This is a genomic window from Mesorhizobium denitrificans (assembly GCF_003403035.1).
GTDB classification, from domain to species: domain Bacteria; phylum Pseudomonadota; class Alphaproteobacteria; order Rhizobiales; family Rhizobiaceae; genus Mesorhizobium_G; species Mesorhizobium_G denitrificans.
The window spans coordinates 142,342-163,243 of the sequence record NZ_QURN01000010.1; the positions used below are offsets into that span (position 1 = coordinate 142,342).

18 protein-coding genes are annotated in these 20,902 nt (G+C 58.6%); 13 read left to right on the plus strand and 5 right to left on the minus strand.

Annotation, left to right across the window (positions count from 1 at the left end):
- The first annotated feature begins 77 nt into the window (after window positions 1–77).
- The 13 genes from DY251_RS14180 to DY251_RS14240 all read left to right on the plus strand — a co-directional run bounded on the left by DY251_RS14180 (window position 78) and on the right by DY251_RS14240 (window position 15,989).
- Window positions 78–2,063: an oxidoreductase gene (locus DY251_RS14180; protein ID WP_116624562.1), complete on the plus strand. Its 1,986-nt coding sequence runs from the start codon at window positions 78–80 to the stop codon at window positions 2,061–2,063.
- A complete protein-coding gene (locus DY251_RS14185) occupies window positions 2,060–3,103 on the plus strand; it encodes an Ldh family oxidoreductase (protein WP_116624563.1) in 1,044 nt (347 codons plus the stop codon). Before DY251_RS14180 ends, DY251_RS14185 begins: the two co-directional genes overlap by 4 nt.
- Window positions 3,100–4,659 (plus strand): trimethylamine methyltransferase family protein, encoded by a 1,560-nt coding sequence (locus DY251_RS14190; RefSeq protein ID WP_116624564.1) that lies wholly within the window; start codon window positions 3,100–3,102, stop codon window positions 4,657–4,659. The genes DY251_RS14185 and DY251_RS14190 overlap by 4 nt, the downstream gene beginning before the upstream one ends.
- A gap of 301 nt (window positions 4,660–4,960) precedes the next feature.
- Entirely contained in the window at window positions 4,961–6,121 is a 1,161-nt protein-coding gene (locus DY251_RS14195) for a transporter substrate-binding domain-containing protein (RefSeq protein WP_116624565.1), read from the plus strand.
- A gap of 136 nt (window positions 6,122–6,257) precedes the next feature.
- On the plus strand, window positions 6,258–6,806 hold the full coding sequence (locus DY251_RS14200) for an ANTAR domain-containing response regulator (RefSeq protein WP_158553257.1): 549 nt from the start codon (window positions 6,258–6,260) through the stop codon (window positions 6,804–6,806).
- 223 nt (window positions 6,807–7,029) lie between these two features.
- A complete protein-coding gene (locus DY251_RS14205; protein ID WP_116624567.1) occupies window positions 7,030–8,277 on the plus strand; it encodes a transporter substrate-binding protein in 1,248 nt (415 codons plus the stop codon).
- A 64-nt stretch (window positions 8,278–8,341) separates the two neighbouring features.
- Window positions 8,342–9,211 carry an urea ABC transporter permease subunit UrtB gene (gene urtB / locus DY251_RS14210; protein WP_116624568.1) on the plus strand — a complete coding sequence of 290 codons (870 nt, stop codon included), beginning with the start codon at window positions 8,342–8,344 and terminating at the stop codon, window positions 9,209–9,211.
- Window positions 9,208–10,362 (plus strand): urea ABC transporter permease subunit UrtC, encoded by a 1,155-nt coding sequence (urtC, locus tag DY251_RS14215; RefSeq protein WP_245415966.1) that lies wholly within the window; start codon window positions 9,208–9,210, stop codon window positions 10,360–10,362. The genes urtB and urtC overlap by 4 nt, the downstream gene beginning before the upstream one ends.
- Window positions 10,359–11,123, plus strand: a complete 765-nt coding sequence (urtD, locus tag DY251_RS14220) for an urea ABC transporter ATP-binding protein UrtD (protein ID WP_116624570.1) — start codon at window positions 10,359–10,361, stop codon at window positions 11,121–11,123. Before urtC ends, urtD begins: the two co-directional genes overlap by 4 nt.
- Complete coding sequence (gene urtE, locus DY251_RS14225) at window positions 11,116–11,811, plus strand: urea ABC transporter ATP-binding subunit UrtE (RefSeq protein ID WP_116624571.1); 696 nt, start codon at window positions 11,116–11,118, stop codon at window positions 11,809–11,811. The genes urtD and urtE overlap by 8 nt, the downstream gene beginning before the upstream one ends.
- A 25-nt stretch (window positions 11,812–11,836) precedes the next feature.
- Window positions 11,837–12,871 carry an aliphatic amidase gene (locus tag DY251_RS14230; RefSeq protein ID WP_116624572.1) on the plus strand — a complete coding sequence of 345 codons (1,035 nt, stop codon included), beginning with the start codon at window positions 11,837–11,839 and terminating at the stop codon, window positions 12,869–12,871.
- 74 nt (window positions 12,872–12,945) lie between these two features.
- Window positions 12,946–13,776 carry a CbbQ/NirQ/NorQ/GpvN family protein gene (locus tag DY251_RS14235; RefSeq protein WP_116624573.1) on the plus strand — a complete coding sequence of 277 codons (831 nt, stop codon included), beginning with the start codon at window positions 12,946–12,948 and terminating at the stop codon, window positions 13,774–13,776.
- A 26-nt stretch (window positions 13,777–13,802) separates the two neighbouring features.
- Complete coding sequence (locus tag DY251_RS14240) at window positions 13,803–15,989, plus strand: nitric oxide reductase activation protein NorD (protein WP_158553258.1); 2,187 nt, start codon at window positions 13,803–13,805, stop codon at window positions 15,987–15,989.
- A gap of 40 nt (window positions 15,990–16,029) precedes the next feature.
- Here the strand turns inward: DY251_RS14240 and DY251_RS14245 are convergent, their stop codons facing one another.
- From DY251_RS14245 to DY251_RS14265, 5 genes are all read right to left on the minus strand, one after another.
- On the minus strand, window positions 16,030–16,422 hold the full coding sequence (locus DY251_RS14245; RefSeq protein ID WP_116624612.1) for a DoxX family protein: 393 nt from the start codon (window positions 16,420–16,422) through the stop codon (window positions 16,030–16,032).
- A gap of 171 nt (window positions 16,423–16,593) precedes the next feature.
- A complete protein-coding gene (locus DY251_RS14250) occupies window positions 16,594–18,090 on the minus strand; it encodes a UxaA family hydrolase (RefSeq protein WP_116624575.1) in 1,497 nt (498 codons plus the stop codon).
- Window positions 18,087–19,082 carry a zinc-binding alcohol dehydrogenase family protein gene (locus DY251_RS14255; RefSeq protein WP_170971343.1) on the minus strand — a complete coding sequence of 332 codons (996 nt, stop codon included), beginning with the start codon at window positions 19,080–19,082 and terminating at the stop codon, window positions 18,087–18,089. The genes DY251_RS14250 and DY251_RS14255 overlap by 4 nt, the downstream gene beginning before the upstream one ends.
- Before the next feature lie 38 nt (window positions 19,083–19,120).
- Entirely contained in the window at window positions 19,121–19,891 is a 771-nt protein-coding gene (locus DY251_RS14260; RefSeq protein WP_116624577.1) for an ATP-binding cassette domain-containing protein, read from the minus strand.
- Between the two features lie 68 nt (window positions 19,892–19,959).
- Complete coding sequence (locus DY251_RS14265; protein ID WP_116624578.1) at window positions 19,960–20,898, minus strand: ABC transporter substrate-binding protein; 939 nt, start codon at window positions 20,896–20,898, stop codon at window positions 19,960–19,962.
- Between the last annotated feature and the right edge of the window lie 4 nt (window positions 20,899–20,902).

Consider the following 20,902-nt stretch of genomic DNA (forward strand, 5'->3'; position numbering starts at 1 on the left):
AACATGTGCGCGGTCTTTCGGGACCGCGCACCAGCCAAGTTCCGGGCTTAGCCGCCTGAACGAGCCGGAGGCGACACATGTCCAGATTGTTCCCTCGCCTTTTCGAGCCGGTAAAGCTTGGGCACAAAGTGCTCCGCAACCGCATCGTCTTCGGCGCGCATACGGCCAACATGGCGGAGAACGGTTTCCCCGGTCCGCGCCATATCGGCTATTACGCCGAGCGCGCTATGGGTGGCGCCGGAATGATCGTCGTCGAGCCTGTGCCTGTGCATCAGGCGGCGGTTTTAACGCGCGGCAACTTCCGCCCGTCAGACGACGCCATCATTCCGCACTTCCGTAAAGTGACCGATGCCATCCACGCGCATGGTGCAGTTGCGATCCAGCAGCTTTACCACATCGGCGCGCACGGCGATTCCGACAATTCCTACCATGCGCATTGGTCGCCTTCGGGACTGCCTAGCTATCACGACAGCGACGGCTCTCATGAAATGAGTGAGGCCCAGATATGGGAAACCATAGACGGCTTCGTCCAGGCGGCGCGCCGCGCCAAGGAGGCCGGCTTCGATGGTGTAGAAGTTTGGGCTGCCTATATCGGCATGGTCGATCAATTCTGGACGCCGTGGTGCAATCGACGTGAAGACGATTGGGGCGGCTCGCTTGAAAACCGCACCCGCTTGTCGCGGGAGATACTCACTCGCACTCGCGAAATATGCGGCACGGATTTCATTATCGGTCTGGCAATCAGCGATGAGCCGGATCATCCGGTCGCTCTGACGCGCGATGAACTGGCGGAAATCATTCAGCTGCACGATGACGCGCGCCTGATGGACTATGTGACTTGCGGCACCGGCAGCTATGTCGATTTCTACAAAATCATGCCGACATTCCTTTACTCCGAAAAGCTCGGCGCCGATCTCGCATCCACGATCAGGGGTGTCGTCAAACATGCGCTGGTAACCGCCGAGAGCCACATTCGCACGCCGGCAAACGCTGAAAGCGTACTTAGCGAAGGCGCTGCCGATATGGTTTCAATTGTGCGCGGGCAGATTGCCGATCCGCATCTTGCCGCAAAGGCCGCGCAGGATCGGCCAGACGATATTCGCGGCTGCATCTCGTGCAATCAGATGTGCTGGGGTCGCCGCTCCCGCGACTACTGGATCAGCTGCCTCATCAACCCCTCTGCCGGGCGCGAGTTCGAATGGGGTGGTGATCGTTTCACGCCCGCTCAGGAGCCAAAATGCGTGCTCGTCGTTGGCGGTGGTCCTGCCGGTCTGGAAGCGGCGCGCGTTGCGGCGGAGCGCGGTCACCGCGTCATTCTTGCGGAAGCATCCGCCCGACTTGGCGGCAACTTCCTGCTCGCTGGCCAACAGCCACGCCGCGCGCAAATTCTCGACCTCATAGAATGGTACGAACGTCAGTTGCAAAAGCTTCAGGTCGAGGTACGGCTGGGAACCTATGTCGAGGCCGACGACATTCCATCTTTCGGCGTCGACCAAGTTATACTCGCCACTGGTTCGCTGCCGGATGAAGCGGGTTTTCAAAAGGCTCTGCCGGACATCCCTGCCCTCCCCGGAATCGAAAAGGGAAACGTCTACTCGGTTGAAGCCATCATGGCGCGGCAAGCACAGCCGGGGCAGCGCGTGCTGGTGCTTGATGAGGCCGGTGGCTGGCGGGGATGCGGCACCGCTTGGAAACTTGCGGCGGAAGGATGCGACGTAACCGTGCTTTCGCCGGATCCGCTGATCGGGAAAGAGTTGCAGCGCACCGCCGCAGATGGCCCGCTTCGCCGCAAGCTCAAGGAACTCGGCGCGCATTGGCGCACGGAGGTCAGCGTACTGGAATGGCATGGCGACGGCGCCACAATAGTCGATCACAACACAGCTTCGCGAGAATTCATCGCAGCCGATACGCTGGTGATGGCAACCACGAACCGCGCGATGAACTGGCTGGCGCGCGACCTTGAAAGCCGGGGCGCTTCCTTTGTCGAAATTGGCGATGGCGCCGCGCCGCGTCAGGCTCCCTACGCTTTCTATGAGGGCCGCAAAGCGGCGCTCGCGATATGACCGCCACCAGCCAAACAAAGCTGCCGATGGAGCAATTGCGCTCGATACTTACGACAGCCTGCCATGCGGTTGGTTGTAACGATGGCAACGCTGCCAGCCTTGTGGAGGCCACGCTTTCGGCTCACTTACTCGGTCCGCCAGCGATGGGGCTACCGCATTTCGTCGATTATCTCGAAGCTTTCAAGGGCGGGCGCATCGATGGGCGGGTAACGCCGCAGGTCACGCGCCCGCTTCCGGCAATAATCTCCGTGGATGCGAAAAAGGGCATTGCGCAAGCAGGATTCGACCTCGTCTTTTCGTCGTTGGTCGAGCAGACGCGCAAGACGGGGTTGGCGCTATTTACCCAATCCAACAGCTATACTGCTGGCGAGTTGGGATACTACGTAAGGCGTCTGGCGGCAGAGGGTTTCGTTGCGCTTGCCGCCACCAACGGGCCGCCGCTCATGGCTGTCGCCAGCGGAGGCCAGCGCGTCTATTGCACCAATCCGCTCGCTTTCGCTGCTCCCGGCGGACCGCTAGGGGGACAGATCGTTATCGACCAGGCGTCCAGCGCCACAGCCTTCGTAAAACTCATCAAGGCGGCTGCAGCGGGAGAAGCGATTCCAGAAGGCTGGGCGATAGACGCCTCCGGCGCGCCAACGACTGACGCTGCGGCTGCTGTGGCCGGCGCATTGCTGCCTTTCGGCGGCGCGCGCGGCGCCAACATTGCGCTGATGGTCGAGTTGCTGGCCGCGGGCTTGTCGGGAGCAAACTGGTCGCTGGATGCAGGCGATTTTCGCTCGTCAGACCAGTCGCCCGCAATTGGCCTGACGATAATCGTGCTTGCGCCTCCGCCAGGTTTCGCTGCGCGCGCAGCGGCGCAAGCGCAACGGTTGGCCAGTCTTGGGGTCCATATACCGGGCCTGCGTTCTGCCAATCGTCTCTTGCACGACGAAGAAACAACCTCGGTCGATGCCGAGGCGCTAGCCACCATTCAGGCGATCACCGCAGCGGCGGGACGTCAGACGAATTTCTCAAATCAGCGGAGTGCCAGATCATGAGCATTGCGGATACCAACGAGAACACTCAACCCTTGGCAACACACCGTCGCGGTGGAGGTCGTGTGGGTCGCCGGATTATGCGCAGCGCGGCCGTTCCTTCATTTCCCACTCTGGTGCGGAAAATCCCGGCCTACGAAATTGTGCCTGATGAGGCCGTCGAACTCATTCACGAGGCATCGCTGAGCATATTAGAGGAAGTGGGTTGCGAATTTCGCGACGACGAGGCCATCGCCATGTGGAAACAGGCGGGCGCGGATGTGACCGGAACCCGCGTACGAATAGACCGTGGCCTGTTGATGGAACTCGTTTGCAAAACCCCGTCCGAATTCACGCTCAATGCGCGCAATCCGGAGCGGACAGTCAAGGTCGGCGGCAAGAACAGCATCTTTGTGCCGATGTATGGCGCGCCCTATGTGCGCGACCTCGAAAACAACCGGCGCTATGGCTCGCTGGAGGATCTCCAGAATTTTCACAAGCTCGCCTATATGGCTCCTGCCCTTCACTCATCCAGCTCGATCATTTGCGAGCCGATGGAAATTCCGGTGCCCAAGCGACACCTGCACATCATCCATTCTGCGCTGAAGCATTCCGACAAACCCTTCATGGGCATTGTCACCTCGAAGGATCGCGCAGAAGACACGATGGCGATGGCCGGCATTGTCTTCGGCGAAGAATTTGTGCGCGACAATCCGGTTCTGGTGTCCATCACCAACTGCAACTCGCCGCTGGTCTGGGACGCAACGATGCTGGACGCGATGAAGGTTTATGCGCGCCACAATCAGCCGCTCATCCTCGCGCCTTTTGCGCTTTGCGGCGCATCGACCTCTGCTTCGTCCGTTGGTGCCGTGGCGCAGGTCAATGCCGAGGCTTTGGCTGGCGTGGCCTTCACCCAGTTGATCCGGCCCGGCTCGCCACAGATCTACGGGCAGTTCATGGTGACTGTCGACATGAAGACCGGCGCGCCGATGGGCGGTACGCCGGAAGCCGCGCAAATGATGTATTTGATGGGTGCTCTGGCGCGCAAATACCGGCTGCCCTGGCGCACCTCCGGCTTCCACGTCGGATCGAAACTCAATGACGCACAAGCGGGTTATGAAGCCAATATGCTCATGCATGCAGCAATACTGTCTGGTGCCAACTACATCTGGCATTCCGCTGGCTGGTTGGAGGCGGGATTGAGTTGCGGCTATTCGAAGTTCGCCACCGACTGCGAACAACTCGTCGGCTGGTACAAATATGCAGGCGGCGTTCCTTTCGATGATTTCAAGGAAGCTATGGCCGCAGTCAGGGAGGTCGGTCCTGCCGGTCACTTCCTCGGAACGCAGCACACGCTTGAGCATTTCGAGTCCGCATTTTTCATGCCGACGATCATGGACTTCAATTCCTTCGAGCAGTGGAATGCCGAAGGTGCGAAGGATCACGACACGCGCGGACGCGAAAAAGCCCGCACCATGTTGCGGGATTATGAGGAGCCGAAACTTGATGATGGCGTAGCCGAGGCGCTGCACGATTTTATAGCTAAACGCGAGAAATCCTTGCCAGACACAGTCAACTAGGATTCGCTGGCAGCTCCGTGCGACCGCAGGCGCTTGGCGCCCATGAACGTCACGCAACCTACGACAATTGACAATTCGGAATGAGGAGTCATACCTTAAGGAGCTTGTTGGGGCAGGCAGTGGCAATGTGTGCCACAGAAAATTGACGGCAGCGGAGCCTCCTGCGACCGGTTAGTGACCGGTGCCGGAGGCTTTTTTTTGTCATGCAACAAAAGCAAATTCGAAAGGGTGTCGGCAAAACCAGAAAAACGCCGGCCACTCGCATACCAGAAGCGTTGAGGGCGCGAGAAGGAACGGATTAATGGGAGTGAGTGGAGGTAACAGTCGAACGTCAGAGCCCTGGCGTGTCGGCGTCTTGTTTTCCCGCACCGGCTTCATGTCGGTTATCGAGGAAACGCAGTTGCGCGGTACGCTGATCGCGATCGATCAGATCAACGACAATGGCGGCATTAATGGCTGCCCCATCGAGCCGGTGATCTACGACCCCGGATCCGATGTCCGATCATACGGGCAGTATGCCAAGCGTCTCATGGTTGAGGACGGCGTGAGCACAATCTTCGGGTGCTACACTTCGTCGAGCCGAAAAGCGGTGCTTCCGGTGGTGGAGCGGCTTGACGGACTTTTATGGTATCCGACGCTTTATGAGGGCTTCGAGTTTTCGCCCAATGTCATTTACACCGGCGCAACGCCGAACCAGAATTCAGTGCAGCTTTGTCGCGTGCTCATGGAGCAGTTCGGCAAGCGCTTCTTCTTCATCGGGTCGGATTACATCTATCCGCGTGAATCCAACCGCGTCATGCGCGAACTCGTGCGCAACAATGGCGGGACGGTGGTGGGCGAGCGCTATCTGCGTCTTGAAGCGGATCGCAGCGAATTCATGCCGCTTTTGCGAGACATCAAGCGTGCGCAGCCTGACGTGATCTTCTCCACAGTGGTCGGAGAATCCACCACCTTTCTATATCAGGCCTATCACGACCTGGGGCTCAACCCGAAGGTCGTGCCAATCGCCAGCCTCACCACCACCGAAGCAGAAATACGTGCGATGGGGCATGATGTAGGGGAAGGTCATTTTACCGCCGCCTCCTATTTTCAGGGCATCGAGACTGAGCGGAATAACGATTTCGTCAGCTACTATCACAAGCGCTATGGCGACGATGAGCCGACGAACATGTGCCTCGAGGCCTCATATTTTCAGGTCAATCTGTTTGCGCGCACGCTCGAACAGACCAACTCGCTCGACACTAGGCATTTGCGGAATTCGGTGATGGGTGCGGAATTCGAGGCGCCACAGGGGTGCGTTTCTATCAATCCAGTCTGGGGACATGCAGACGTCTGGACGCGCATAGGGCGCGCAAACAGGCGAGGACAGTTCGATATCGTCTTTCAGTCCCAGACCAATGTCACGTCCGATCCGTATCTGATCAGTTACGGCAGGCGCTTCGAGCTGGCGGAGTGTGCCTGAAGTTGAATAGCAGCAAGGGAAACGACCGGTGAGGCTGGACTACGGACATGATCGCTGGATGGGCTCTCCTCAGCTCCCGGAGCCGCGCGCAACCGGCAGCGAACGGTCCCCACGGCAGACGGAGCGCGCGGGTGAAATGAACATCGCGGTCATTGTGGAGCGCGATGATAATGGAGAGTTCCTGATCCGCGAACTTCAGCGAATGCGGGCCAATGTGAAGCATTTGTGGCCAGTCCCTGCGCAGATACCGCTCCAGTTCGATGCCATCTTCTGCGCGCTCTCAAAAGATCTACCGCAGCGCATTCCGTGGGTTCCCGGAGAGCCGTCCTCGGCGCTGATAGTTGTCGATGACGGCAAAGAGCCGTTGAACCTGAAACTGATACACAATTGCGCCGCGCATGGACTGTTACATTACCCGGCAACGTCACGAATGATCCAGTCGGTTCTGATGCTGGCGCGTGAGCATTTCCAATATGAAAGGCGGCTGCGCAGCCGCATCGAAAAGCTGGACGAGAACCTGCGGACGACACGCCTGGTTGAGCGCGCGAAAGTGTTGCTTATCCGACTAAAGAACCTCAGCGAGGAGGAAGCGTATAATTTCCTGCGCAAGCAAGCGATGGAAAAGCGAGTCACCATCGGTGCGGTTGCATCCGCAGTCATTGACTCGCATGAGCTTCTAAGTTAACACTTGGTTACTGATCGCGGCAAAGGCGCCGCGAATATAATGGGTAGAGCAACCCTGCGGATCCGTGGAAGCGGAACGCGGGGTTTTTTGTTTTACCCGTTTTCAGAATGCATTTGCGGCTAAGTCGCCGCTAAACAGATTCCAGAGGCAAAGAGGCCCCGACACGATCCGCTCTTACCGGCGGACGGTTCGGGGCCTTTATTTTTTTGATGGGAGACAGAGGGTGAACAATAACAGGCGTACATTTCTCAAAGCCGGCGCAGCAGCAGGTGCCTTCACGCTGGTCGGGTTTCCGCATATCTGGTCGAAAAATTCCTCGCTGGCCTACGCACAGGGCGGCGAAATCAAGGTTGGGGTACTTTTCTCGCTGACGGGAACGACTGCCATCATCGAAGAGTCGCTTAACAAGGCGACGATCATGGCCATCGAGGAGATCAATGCTGCCGGTGGCGTCAATGGCATGAAGATCGTGCCGGTCATCGAAGATCCTGCATCCGATCCCGCAACCTTCGCCGAAAAGGCGCGCAAGCTGGTGCTCAGCGACAAGTGCGTGTCCGTCTTCGGTTCCTACACTTCGGCCAGCCGCAAGGCCGTGCTGCCCGTCTTCGAAAAGCAGGAGAACCTTTTCTGGTATCCAACGCTTTATGAAGGCCGCGAATGCTCCAAGAACGTGATCTACACGGGTGCTGTGCCAAACCAGCAGCAGGACGATTTCGTGCCCTGGCTGGTCGAGAAGTTCGGCAAGCGCTGGTATCTTATCGGATCGAACTACATCTATCCGAAGGAAGAAAACAACTACGTCAAGAAGCTCCTGGCCGGTCTTGGTGCGGAAGTCATCGCCGAAGAATATGTGCCGCTCGGCCATTCTGAATTCTCGTCGGTCATCAACAAGTTCCGCTCGGAAAAGCCAAACGTAATCTTCTCCACGGTGGTAGGTGACTCAGTGGTCGCGCTGCACCGCCAGTATCGCGCCGCTGGCCTCGATCCGGCCACCATGCCGATGGCCAGCCTCACCACATCGGAGAACGAAGTCGCGGCGATGGGCGGCGATGCGGCTGCGGGACACTTTACGTCCGCACCCTATTTCATGGTCTACGACTCGCCGGAAAACAAGAAGTTCGTGGAAGCGTACAAAGCGCGGTGGGGAAGCGACAAGGTCACCCACTTCGTGTCCGAATCTTCCTACTTCCAGGTGTACCTGTTCTCGCAAGCGGTCGCCAAGCTCGCGGCAAGCGATATAGGGCCGCTGGCCATACGCGATGCCGTGAAAGGCGAGCAATACAAGGCGCCGCAGGGACTGGTGAAGGTCGAACCTTCAAATCTCCATTGCTGGCTGCGTCCCAAGGTTGGCCAAGCGCAGTCAGACGGTCAGTTCAAAATCCTGAAGCAGTCTGCGGATTGGGTCGAGCCAAATCCATACAGCGCATACCCCGACCAGAAGTGCACTGAAGAAGGTCTCAAGCAGATCTAATCACTCACAAAGAGAACGCCGGTGGCCATGCCCGGTCACCGGCTCAGCTTGCGGTGACCGTTCAATGGATTTCGTCGTTTCACAGATTCTGACAGGGCTCAGCCTGTCTTCAATTCTGCTCCTCGTGGCGCTCGGCCTCGCCGTCATCTATGGCGTGACCGGCGTGATAAATCTCGCGCATGGCGAGTTCGTCATGCTCGGAGCTTACTGCGCCTGGATGCTGCAGACGCAGTTTGGTTGGGGGCTGCTGGCAAGCCTGGTGCCCATCTTCATCCTCATCGCCATTCTGGGTTGGCTGATTGAGGTGCTTGTTATTCGCCATCTATACGACCGCCCCCTGGACACAATTCTGGCCACTTGGGGTCTGGGCGTAATGATTCAACAGATCGTTCGTCTGACCGCTGGCGGTGAACTGCGCTATGTGCAGATGCCGCCCTCGCTTTCGCGAAGCGTCAATATCCTGGGCGCAACGGACTCCGCCTATCGCCTCTTCGTCTTGGGCGTGGCGCTGGCACTCTTTGCGCTAACCTGGTTCATCTACAGCTACACATCGTTCGGCCTGAAGCTGCGAGCCATTACGCAGAACCGAAGCATCGCTTCCTGTTTCGGTATTAATTCGGCGCGCGCTTATCGCTTAACCTTCGCCTATGGGGCGGGCATTGCCGGACTGGCAGGCGCCTTGATCTCGCCACTGAAAAGCGTGTCGCCGGAAATGGGCACGACCTATGTGGTCGATGCTTTTATGGTTGTCGTCCTTGGCGGTGTTCAGAGCTTGCTCGGAACACTCGTGAGTTCCGGCCTGCTTGGCGAAATCTCCGGCCTGCTCGCCTACTATAGCAACGACACGATCGCCAAGGCTCTCGTGCTGCTCGCCATTGTCATCATCATCCGCTTCCGTCCGCAGGGCCTGTTCGCCCAGCGGGTGCGTGCGTGATCCAAGTCAAAGAGAGGTCGTTTCCGGTGTCCGGTAAAGTCTCCCTTCAAATTCTTCTCTACGGCGTGGTCTGCCTCGCCATTCTGCTTGTGCCGATGGTGATCGACGACGCCTTTCTGCTCAACAAATATTCGCGCTATCTCGTGTTCGGCATTCTGGCGATCGCGCTGGCGCTTTCATGGGGCTATGCGGGCATTCTCAACCTGGGGCAGGCCACGACCTTCGGCCTCGGCTCCTATTGCATGGCCATGTACCTCAAGCTGAAGACTGTGCCGATCCATACCGGCAGCGACGGCTTGCCGGACTTCATGGTCTGGAACAACGTCACCGAGCTTCCATGGATATGGGAGCCGTTTTACTCGACACCCTTCGCGCTAGCCGCAGGCATACTGGTGCCCGCGCTTTTTGCCGGGCTGCTCGGCTGGTTTATGTTTGGGGGACGCGTCACCGGCGTCTACGCGGCGATCATAACGCTGGCGGCGATGGTGGTCGTTAATCTCATCATAATCGACCAGCAGAGCTACACAGGCGGCTTCAACGGCATAACCGATCTCGCGCAGTTTCAACTGTTCGGTTTCGAGTTCGACGCATATTCCGCAACGACCTATTACCTTGTCGCGATATGCCTGACATTCGCGTTGTTTCTATCGCTGGCTGTGACCCGCAGCAAAACGGGTCTTATCCTGCAGGCCGTGCGCGATCAGGAAGAGCGTGTGCGCTTCTTCGGTTACGATGTTGCGGTCTACAAGACATTCGTTTTCGCGTTTTCCGCCGCCATCGCGGGTCTTGCGGGGATGCTCTACACCATTGTGATGGAGTTCGCTTCGCCAACCTTTCTTGGCGTTCCTCTCAGCCTTTCCATTGTCATCTGGGTTGCAGTTGGCGGACGCCAGAGCCTGCTTGGCGCGATGCTCGGCGCGCTGCTGGTAACAGGCGTTCAGGGCGCGTTGTCCGAATCTGAAACCTTCCTCGACACCTGGACGCTGGTTATGGGAGGTCTGTTCGTCTTGATCGTCCTGTTCCTGCCCAATGGCCTTGCAGGAGCATTCGAAACGATTGTTCGCAGGTTCATGCCAGCGGCCAAAACCCCCACCGAACAAGCGGATGAAGAGCACGCGAAGGGCACCGCCCAGCTAGGAGGTGCAGCATGACAACGGCGCATGAAGGTTTGCTATCGCTCAGGGAAGCAACGGTTTCGTTTCACGGATTTGTCGCGGTCGATCATCTCGACCTCGATGTAGGCGCAGGCGAGCTGCGCTGCCTCATCGGGCCGAACGGTGCGGGCAAGACGACCACGCTCGATCTCATCTGCGGAAAGTCGAAAATAACGTCGGGCGAAATATCGTTCAAGGGCGCGCCGATCCATATGCTCAACGAGTTCCAGATTGCGCGCACAGGCATCGGTAGAAAATTTCAGGTTCCGAGTGTTTTCCGCCAGCTTTCTGTACGCGAAAACCTTTGCATTGGCCGCTCGCGCAATCCCGGCGTTCTGCACAACCTCTTCCAGTTCGGCTTAAGCACGGACCGGGAGTGGCTGGAGGAAATCGCTGTCCTCGTGGGCCTGCAGGACGAGATGGAAACACTGGCGGCACATCTCTCTCACGGCCAGACGCAATGGCTCGAAATTGCACTCATTCTCGCGCAGAACCCGGCGCTTATCCTGATGGACGAGCCAACCGCGGGCATGACTGCGCATGAAACGACCAAGACGGCGATGCTGTTCAATCGGTTGCGCGGCAAGCACACGCTGATCGTGGTCGAGCACGATATGGGCTTTGTCCGTGACATCGCGGAAACGATTTCCGTCATGCACCAGGGCAAGTTGTTGGCGCAGGGATCGACAGAGGAGGTGTCTCACGATCCGCGTGTGCGTGAAGCCTATCTCGGATCTGGAGGAATTGGCCATGCTTGAGCTTGCTAATGTCAACGGCTTCTACGGTACCAGTCGCGCTCTGCAGTCAGTCGATCTAACCGTGGGAAACGGTGAGTTTCTCTCGGTGCTAGGGCGCAACGGCGTTGGGAAAACGACGCTACTGAGAACCATCCTTGGCCTGATGTCCCGCTGCACCGGGTCGATACGGCTCGATGGTGGGGAGATAAATGTTCTGCCTACACACAAGCGGGCGAAGGCCGGGGTGGGCTATGTGCCGCAAGGCCGGGGCATACTGCCGAACTTTACCGTAAGGGAAAACCTGACGCTGGGCACTTTCGCCGCCGAGCGTCCGGCCAGCAGCATTCCCGATCACATATTCGAACTGTTCCCGATCCTGAAGGAATTCCTCGGCAGGCGGGGCGGCAATCTGTCGGGTGGTCAGCAGCAGCAGCTTGCAATCGCGCGAGCGCTGTTGTCCGAACCCAAAATTCTCCTGCTCGATGAGCCCACCGAGGGAATTCAGCCCAACATCGTCGAGCAGATCGAGGACGTGCTTATCGACCTTAATCGCAAGAACAAGCTTTCCATCATCCTGGTGGAGCAGAACATCAAATTCGCGAGGCGGGCATCGAGCCGCTTCGCGATCCTCAATCGCGGCAGCGTAGCGGTGTCGGACGACATCAAGGCGCTTAGCGATGATCTCATCCACCAACACCTTGTCGTTTAGGACACTGCTTTAGAAGGAGGACGAAATGTACCACGGCGATATTACCAGCAGCAAAGATACGGTCGGCGTTGCAGTCGTAAACTACAAAATGCCGCGACTGCATACCAAGGCGGAGGTTCTGGACAATGCCCGGAATATCGCCTCGATGATCGAAGGCATGAAGATCGGCTTGCCGGGTATGGATCTCGTTATCTTCCCGGAATATTCCACCCATGGGATCATGTACGATTCCAAGGAGATGTACGAAACGGCTTCACAAATCCCCGGCGAGGAAACCAAAATTTTCGCTGAAGCCTGCAAGAAAGCCAATGTATGGGGCGTCTTCTCGCTGACCGGCGAAAGGCACGAGGAACATCCCAACAAGGCGCCTTACAACACCCTCATCCTGATGAATAACAAGGGTGAGATCGTGCAAAAATATCGCAAGATCATGCCCTGGGTGCCGATCGAAGGCTGGTATCCCGGCGACTGCACCTATGTTTCCGAAGGGCCGAAAGGGCTGAAGATCAGCCTCATAATCTGCGATGACGGCAACTACCCGGAGATCTGGCGCGACTGCGCGATGCGTGGTGCGGAACTCATCATCCGCTGCCAGGGCTACATGTATCCGGCCAAGGAGCAGCAGGTGCAGATTTCGAAATCGATGGCCTGGGCAAACAATGTCTATGTCGCGGTTTCCAATGCCGCCGGTTTCGACGGGGTCTATTCCTATTTTGGCCACTCGGCGATCATCGGCTTCGACGGGCGCACGCTTGGCGAATGCGGTACGGAGGAAAATGGCATCCAGTATGCGCAGCTTTCCGTTTCCGCGATCCGCGACGCGCGCAAGAACGGTCAGTCACAGAACCATCTCTTCAAGTTGCTGCACCGCGGCTACACCGGCATGATCAACTCTGGCGAGGGAAATCAGGGCGTGGCTTCCTGCCCTTATAATTTCTACGCAAGATGGGTGAACGACCCGGACGGCACGCGGGAGATGGTCGAGGCACTGACCCGCAGCACGGTCGGCACGGATGAATGTCCAATCGATGGCATTCCCAACAAGGCGACGCATCGCTGACACAACAAAAGCGCATCCCGAAAGGTAGGCACCTTTCGGGATGCCCGTGATCTCGAAATTCAGGCAGGCATATCATGACGCAGACTCGAGCAAGAGCCGATGCGGGAAATCCGCTCGCCGGATTCAAAGTCGGGCGTGAGCCCTATTTTCGCGCAATCGGCAATGAGGTCGAGCTTTACGAAGCCGCATACAGAACACGCATGCCGGTGATGCTCAAGGGGCCGACCGGTTGTGGAAAGACGCGCTTCGTCGAGCACATGGCGTGGAAGTTGAACAGGCCGCTGATCACCATATCGTGCCACGAGGACATGACTGCTTCCGATCTGGTAGGTCGGTATCTGCTCGACGCGGGTGGGACCGTTTGGCACGATGGCCCGCTGACACTCGCCGTGCGTCACGGCGCGATCTGCTATCTCGACGAAATCGTTGAGGCCCGGCAGGATACAACTGTCGTGATCCATTCGCTCACCGATGACAGGCGCATGCTGCCGCTGGAAAAGAAGAACGAAGTCGTGCAGGCGCACCCCGATTTCCAGATCGTTATTTCATACAATCCCGGCTACCAAAGCGTGCTCAAAGATTTGAAGGAATCCACCAAGCAACGCTTTGGAGCTATTGGGTTTTCCTATCCCTCACCCGAAATCGAAGCAGAGATCGTGATGCGCGAGGCTGGTGTTGACCGGCGCGCCGCCGATACGCTTGTGTGCATCGCGAAACGATCCCGTAACCTCAAGGGACAGGGGCTGGACGAAGGCGCGTCGACCCGCATGCTGATCAATGCCGGTCTTCTGATAGCAGGCGGCATTCCGATTGCCGAAGCATGTCAGGTTGCCATGGTGGTTCCCATAACCGACGATCCCGATCTGCGCGATGCACTCACTGGCGCTATCGCAGCCTGCATTTGACCTGAACGATGATTGTCGCGGAAAAAATGGAAACTGGTGCGTTTCCAACCGATTGGCAGGAGCGCTGGCGTGTTGCACATGAGCGCATAGACCATGCCGGGTATGGAGTTGGCGTTGCGCAGGCTTACCGTCGCGCAGGACCCATACTGGCTGAACATGCCGGTCCGGCGTTAGCGGTACGTCTGGGTTCAACCATCTCCACGGTCGCGATACGCGGCGGCCGCCGGTCGGCGCAGTTGCTGGTGGACGCAGCGCTGCAGCTTGCGCGCAACGCAGACGATCCGGCGCAGTTGCGCCTTTGGCTCGATCTGGTGGAAGACGTTGCCAAACGTGCGCCCGAATCCATCGCGCACTGGCTGACACACCATGAACAGCTGTGGAAGACACTGGGGTTCGAAGGGATGGTTGCCTTCACCCGTATGGGCCTTGCCATAAGCCGAGACGACCGCGAGCGTCGGCGCGCTTTCTTTTCGCTCGTGAGCGCCGAAGCCAGGAAATTGCTGGAACAGCGTGCGGACGCGGCGTCATTTCCCGGATTGCTACCCGCGCTCAAGCCCTATCTCGCAGCGCTTTGGAATATAGCACCGCCCATCGCCCAGACGCCGATCGACGCGCCGGAAATAATGAAACGGCGCGCTGGGTTCGGTGGCGGCGGCATACGCCTGCCATCGTCATTTACCGGTTTCTCTGACGAAGACCAGAAACTGCTGTTTCGCGCCTCCCTCGCGCATATCGGCGCGCATCACCGCTTCACGCGGACAAGGTTTCCAGCAACCGGATTGAAGCCGCTTCAGCTGGCCATTGTTTCCCTGATCGAGGATGCGCGCGTTGAACGTCTGGCGATTGGCGAAATGCCGGGCCTCTTCGATTTGTGGAAACGATTCCATTCCGCGCGACCGGAAGGCACGCCCATCGCCATTTCGCTTATGGCAAGGCTGTCTCGCGCACTTCTCGATCCATCCTACGAAGATACTCATGGCTTCGTCGAAAAAGGCCGCACACTTTTTGAAGAAGCCGTCGCTGCGAATATCGGCGACCAGCAGTTGAGCCGGCGCATTGGCGGTTTGCTCGGAAACGACATCGGCCAGATGCGGCTTCAGTTCGATGCAAAGACATATGTCGTGCAACCGGCATACCGCGACGACAATCTGGCGATCTGGGATTTTGGCGACCAGAGCGAGCAGGCAATTGAAATCGAAGCAATGGTCGAGGGCGCGCGACTGGAGCAGCAGGACGCCGAAGATGGTCGACGCGAGGAAGGGGCTGGCGCCGAAAAGCAGGCCGGCAGCGTGCACGAAGCTTCCAGTGACGAAGGGATCTTTGTCGCCCGCTACCCTGAATATGACTATGTAACGGGACAGTTGCGCCCGGACTGGTGCACGGTTCGCGAATTTCCTGCACGACATTCCGCAGGCGCTTCGGCAAGCGCGCTTGCCCAGTCGAGGTCTGATCTGGTCGATAAGATTGCTGCGATGATCCGCGCGTCGCGCGTCAGCCGACAGGAACGCATTCGCCATCAGCCCGAGGGTGAGTTTCTTGATATCGATGCTTGCATCGCTGCGATGGTTGCCTGGCGCGCGGGCGAACCGCCGGATACGCGCATCTACGGTCGCTATGAGCGGCGCGCCCGCGACATGTCGGTGCTTGTTCTCCTGGACACCTCCTATTCGACAAGGGATCGCGTTCGCGCGACCGATGTATCGGTGCTCGACACCGAGAAATTGGCGACGGCGCTGCTCGCCAGAGCCATGACGGAGGTGGGTGATCCATTCGCCATCGCGGCGTTCTGTTCGGATACGAGGGAGGATGTGCGCTACCTGAGGATCAAGGATTTCGAACGCTCTTTCGACGAGTATGCGCTGGGCAGGCTAGCCGGCCTCGAGAGTGCGCTATCCACGCGGCTTGGCGCGGTCATTCGCCATGCCGGGCATGATCTGAAGCGGCGCAGCTCCTATCGGCGTCTGCTGCTGGTTGTGACTGATGGAGAGCCGTCGGACATAGACGTCGATGACAGGAAGTATCTGGTTGAGGATGCACGCGCGGCTGTCCACGAACTCAACCGCGACGGTATCGACGTCTTCGGTGTCACGCTTGATTCGGATGCAGAATCCTACGCTCAACGGATTTTCGGGCGTCGCGGTTCCGTGCAGGTTCGGTCAATTAACCGGTTGCCGGATGTGTTGCCGATGATCTACCTGCGGTTGGCGAGTTGACCAGCCTGGCCAAACAGTTTTCGGCCAGCGAGTTCGCTTCTTAAGGCAACAGCGCCCAGATTCCGCTCGGCTGGCCACCGAACAGGGCGATTGAACCAGGCCCCAGCGCTGCCAGCGCAAAGAATCCGCCGCACATAGTGATATGCGCCAGCATCTGGTTGACATCGTTTCTGTGGGCGACCAACGCGGTGACCACGCACCAAAGCCCGAGCAGAATGCAAACCGTCGCCAGCGGATAGCCAAGGATGACGCAAACCCCGCCTACGAACTCGCAAAGGCCGACAAGATAAGCCAATGCCTTGGCGTCCGGCATACCTAGCGCACTCAGCACTGGAACCAGCGCTGCGTCGCCGCCACGCAGCTTCATCGCTCCCCATATGACGAATGGAGCGCCCATGATTGCACGCGCCAGAAGGATAAACTCATCCGACATCGTTTTTGCTCCCTCCCGGCGATGTGCGACCACACTCATGCGGATTGGCTCCGCCGACGCAATCTCAAAATGGGCATCGGTCCTGTATTGGTCGTTGGGCCGATCCGCGACTTTACAACCAAGACAGGATCATGGGCGGGGGAATCTTAAAGATATGTCCCCTTTTTGCGGTCACATCGTTGCGCCGATCTGCCACGGCACGAACTCGACGCGCCCGAATCCCTGAGCCTCGCTCTTGGTTAGATGTCCGGACGCGACATCGAGCATCATGCGATAAATCTCGTTCCCCTTGTCGATCACAGGCACACCATCGACAATGTCCCCGCAATTGATATCCATATCCTCGGACATGCGTGACCATAGATCATTGTTGGTGGACACCTTGATGCATGGCACGGGTCGATACCCGGACACCGAACCCCGCCCGGTGGTAAAGACGATCAAGTTCGCGCCCGATGCCACTTGCCCCGTGACGGAGCATGGATCGTATCCCGGACTGTCCATGAATACGAAACCGGGTTGGCGGATCGGCTCGGCGTACCGATAGACACCAGACAGCGGCGCCGAACCGCCCTTGGCCACGGCACCGAGGGATTTTTCAAGTATTGTCGTCAGCCCACCGCGCTTGTTGCCAGGGCTGGGATTGTTGTCCATTTCGCCGCCGTTACGAGCCGTATAATCCTCCCACCAGCGGATGCGCTCCATCAGCGCGGAGGCGACTCGCGGCTCCGAGCGGCAGGTAAGCAGATGTTCTGCACCATAAATCTCGGACGTTTCCGACAATATTGAGGTGCCGCCTTGCGCCACGATCAGGTCGGAGGCAACGCCGAGCGCAGGGTTCGCCGTGATGCCCGACAGTCCATCCGATCCGCCGCATTGCAGTCCGATCACCAGTTTCGAGGCAGGTACGGGTTGACGCGAAACAGCGTTAGCGTGCTCGGCAAACTCGACCAGGATGGAGCGCGCCGCGTCCACCGTAGCCCGCGCACCGCCCAGGTTCTGGATCGTCAGGAAACGGAAACGTCTCGGGTCCCTTAGCTGCGGTGATGCCTGCAACATCGGCAATTGCATTACCTCACACCCCAGCCCCACCAACAGGATGGCGCCGAAATTTGGATGCTGTGCGTAGCCTGCAAGCGTACGCATCAATATTTCAAAGCCCTCGCCACGCGCTGCCATCCCGCAGCCGGTGCCGTGCGCGATCGGAACAATGCCGTCGACATTTGGCAGACCATCCAGCAGCCCGCGCTTTTCTGCATCCTCAGCAATGAAATGCGCGACCGATCCTGAGCAGTTCACCGTCGTGAGGATGCCTATAAAATTTCTCGTCCCGGCCCGCCCGTCGGCGCGCGGATATCCAAGAAAAGTGTCCTGGACGGGCGACTGCTCGATGACCGGCATTTTTTTGGTGTCAGCGTTGCCGCCATGTTCATGAGCCATGCCCAGGTTCTGCACGTGTACATGCGCCCCGGCCGAAATATCGCTCGTCGCCGAGCCGATGATCTGCCCGTATTTGCGCACGAATGCGCCTGACGGAATGTCATGCAGGGCGATTTTATGGCCGCGCGGAATCTGTTCGATGGCGCCTTGCTCGCCGCGAGCAATGTCGGTCAATGCGATCCCGACATCATCGTCTGGATGGAGCCGAAGCATTCGCGCCGGGGTCATGGCCTCACGATGGCCTTCACAAGTTGCTCGCGGTCCGACGCCAGTTCAGCGAATCGCGTTGGCAGATCTGCAAGCGCCAATTCGGCCGATAGGAGCGCATCCGTATCGATCTGTCTCGCCCGGATCGCAGCCATGACGTGCTCGAAGTCAGCCTTGAGTGCGTTCCTGCTGCCCACGATCCGGGTTTCACGCTTGTGGAACTCGGCATCCTCGAAGCTGATCCGGTCCTTCACCACGCTGACCAGCACATAGGTTGAACCGTGAGCGAGCAACGGAAAGCCGGCCTCGATCGCCTTTGCATTGCCGGTGGCATCGAAAACAAGGTCGAAGCCGTCGGCCAGATCTCCTTGCAGGATCACCCCTGCGTCGGAATGGGTCCTGTCGAATCCGAACTTCGACTGCGCGATGCTCAATCTCCTGACGCTGAGATCAAGCAGATGGACGTCGGCTCCTGCGAGCCGTGCGAACAGCGCCGTCCCGAGCCCTATGGGACCGGCGCCTGTGACCAAAACCCGGTCTTTAGCCGAAATCTCCGAACGTGCCACGGCATGTGCGCCAATGGCGAGGAACTCGACCATGGCCGCCTGAATTTCGGTCAGCCCTTCGGCGGCATAAAGATTGCCGAGCGGGACCGCGATGCGGGAGCAGAGCCCACCATCCCGGTGCACGCCGAGCACCTGGATACGGGTGCAACAGTTCGGTTTACCCCGCAGACAGGCGCGGCAGAATCCACAGGAGATGTAAGGATTGACAACGACAAGTTCGCCGGCTTCGAGATCGCCAGCAGCGGCCACCAGCCTTCCGGCGAGTTCGTGCCCGATAATTCGGGGATATTCCAGATAAGGGTGCTTACCCTCGAAAATATGGTAGTCGGTGCCGCAGAGGCCGACCGCGCATATATCGACCAGCGCCCAGCCCTCTGGGGCGGATTGGGGAACAGGCTGTTCACGCAATTCGAAGCGACCCGGTTCAACACAGGTCCCGGCAAGCATCGAGTTCCTGCTCAGGGCTGTGAAGGATGCTTTTACAGTCATTGCACGGCTCCGGCGTTGCGCGGTCTCCAATCGTCCGGCAATGCGCCCTTGATGATCAGGCTGAGCACGTCATCCTTGGTCACCTCCTCAATGCGATGCGACCCGACCTTGTGTCCCCGGTTCATAATGACCACCCGGTCGCACAGATCGAATACATCGTGAAGATCGTGGCTGACCAGAAAGATCCCGATGCCTTCCTGCCTGAGTTGTTTGATGAGTTCACCGACCATCGCCGTTTCCGCCGGACCGAGCGCTGCTGTCGGTTCGTCCATGATCAGCACTTTCACATCGAAATAGATGGCCCGCGCAATCGCAATTACCTGGCGCTGCCCGCCAGACAATCGCGACACCGGATCGCCGAGATTGCGAAAATTCGGGTTCAGCCGCGACAGAACCTTTCGCGCCTCTTCGAGCATTCGCCTGTCGTCGAGATTGCCCCACCGGGTCCTGAGCTCGCGCCCGAGAAAAAGATTTGCCGGCGCGTCGAGGTGATCAGCCAGCGCCAGCGTCTGGTAGATAGTTTCAATGCCGAGTTCGCGCGCCTGGTGCGGCGAATCGAGCCTGGCGTCCTCGCCGCGGATGCGAATCTTGCCCGCGCTTGGCTCCATTGCGCCCGACAGGATGCGCATCAGACATGATTTGCCAGCCCCGTTGTGTCCGAGCACCCCGACAACCTCGCCCGGATAGAGGTCAATCGATACACCGTCGACTGCGTGAACACCGCCGAAGTGCCGCTCTATATCAATCATCTCCACAAGTGGCGTCATAGCGTAGTCAAGGCCCCGGCTGTCGGAAAGAAACGCGGCGACTTTGGGTCGCCGCGCGCTTGGGAAGATCAGTAAAGAACGTTCTTGGCTTCAGGTGCCTCGATATTGTCTTTGGTCACGAGCACCACGCCGGTATCGATCTGGGGCGCAACGGTTTTACCGGCGATCAGGTCTGCCACAGCCTTGACCCCGAGTTCACCCATCTGGAACGAGCCCTGGACGAGAGTGCCGCTCAATGTTCCGTCCTTGACGAAGGCTTGCAGGTCTTCGTTGCCGTCGAAGCCGATCGCAACGACCTGGCCTGCCTTACCGGCTTGCTTGAGCGCCCGGCCCATGCCGACGGCGGTCGGCTCGTTCGCACCGAATATGCCCTTCAGATCCGGATTGGCGGCCAGCACGTCGGTCGTCTGGTTGAGCGCGGTGGCCATCTGCGATTGCGAGTAATAGGGACCAACAATCTCGATCTTCGACTTCGCCTTGATCTGCTCGACAAAGCAGCCGACACGGCCAATCTCGGAGCCGACACCGGCCACATAAGACATGACTGCGACCTTGCCCTCGCTTCCAGCCAATTCGATCATCTTGTCGGCCGCAAGCTTTCCGGCAGTACAATTGTCGGTCGCGAGGAAGGTCTGATAGGTGCCTTTTCCGCCTTCGCCGAGCGAGGAATCGATGATTGCAACCGGAATACCCGCTTCGCTGGCGCGCTTGACCGCCGGTATCAAGGCCTCTGGATCAGAGGGCGCAAGCACGATGCCGGCAACACCGCGATTGACAGCGTTATCCACCAGGTTGACCTCATCGGCAACGGCAGACTCCGCTGCCGGGCCGTCAAAGCTCAGCGTGTGGCCCGTGTCCTTGATGGCGGCTGTCGCCCCTTTGTTGACGTTCTGCCAGAAGTTCGAGTTTGTCGTCTTGACGATGACTGCTATCTCTCCAGCCATGGCGGTCGCGGGTAGCGCCATGACGACGCCTATCGCCAGCAGTGTCTTGAATTTCGAATGCATGAGT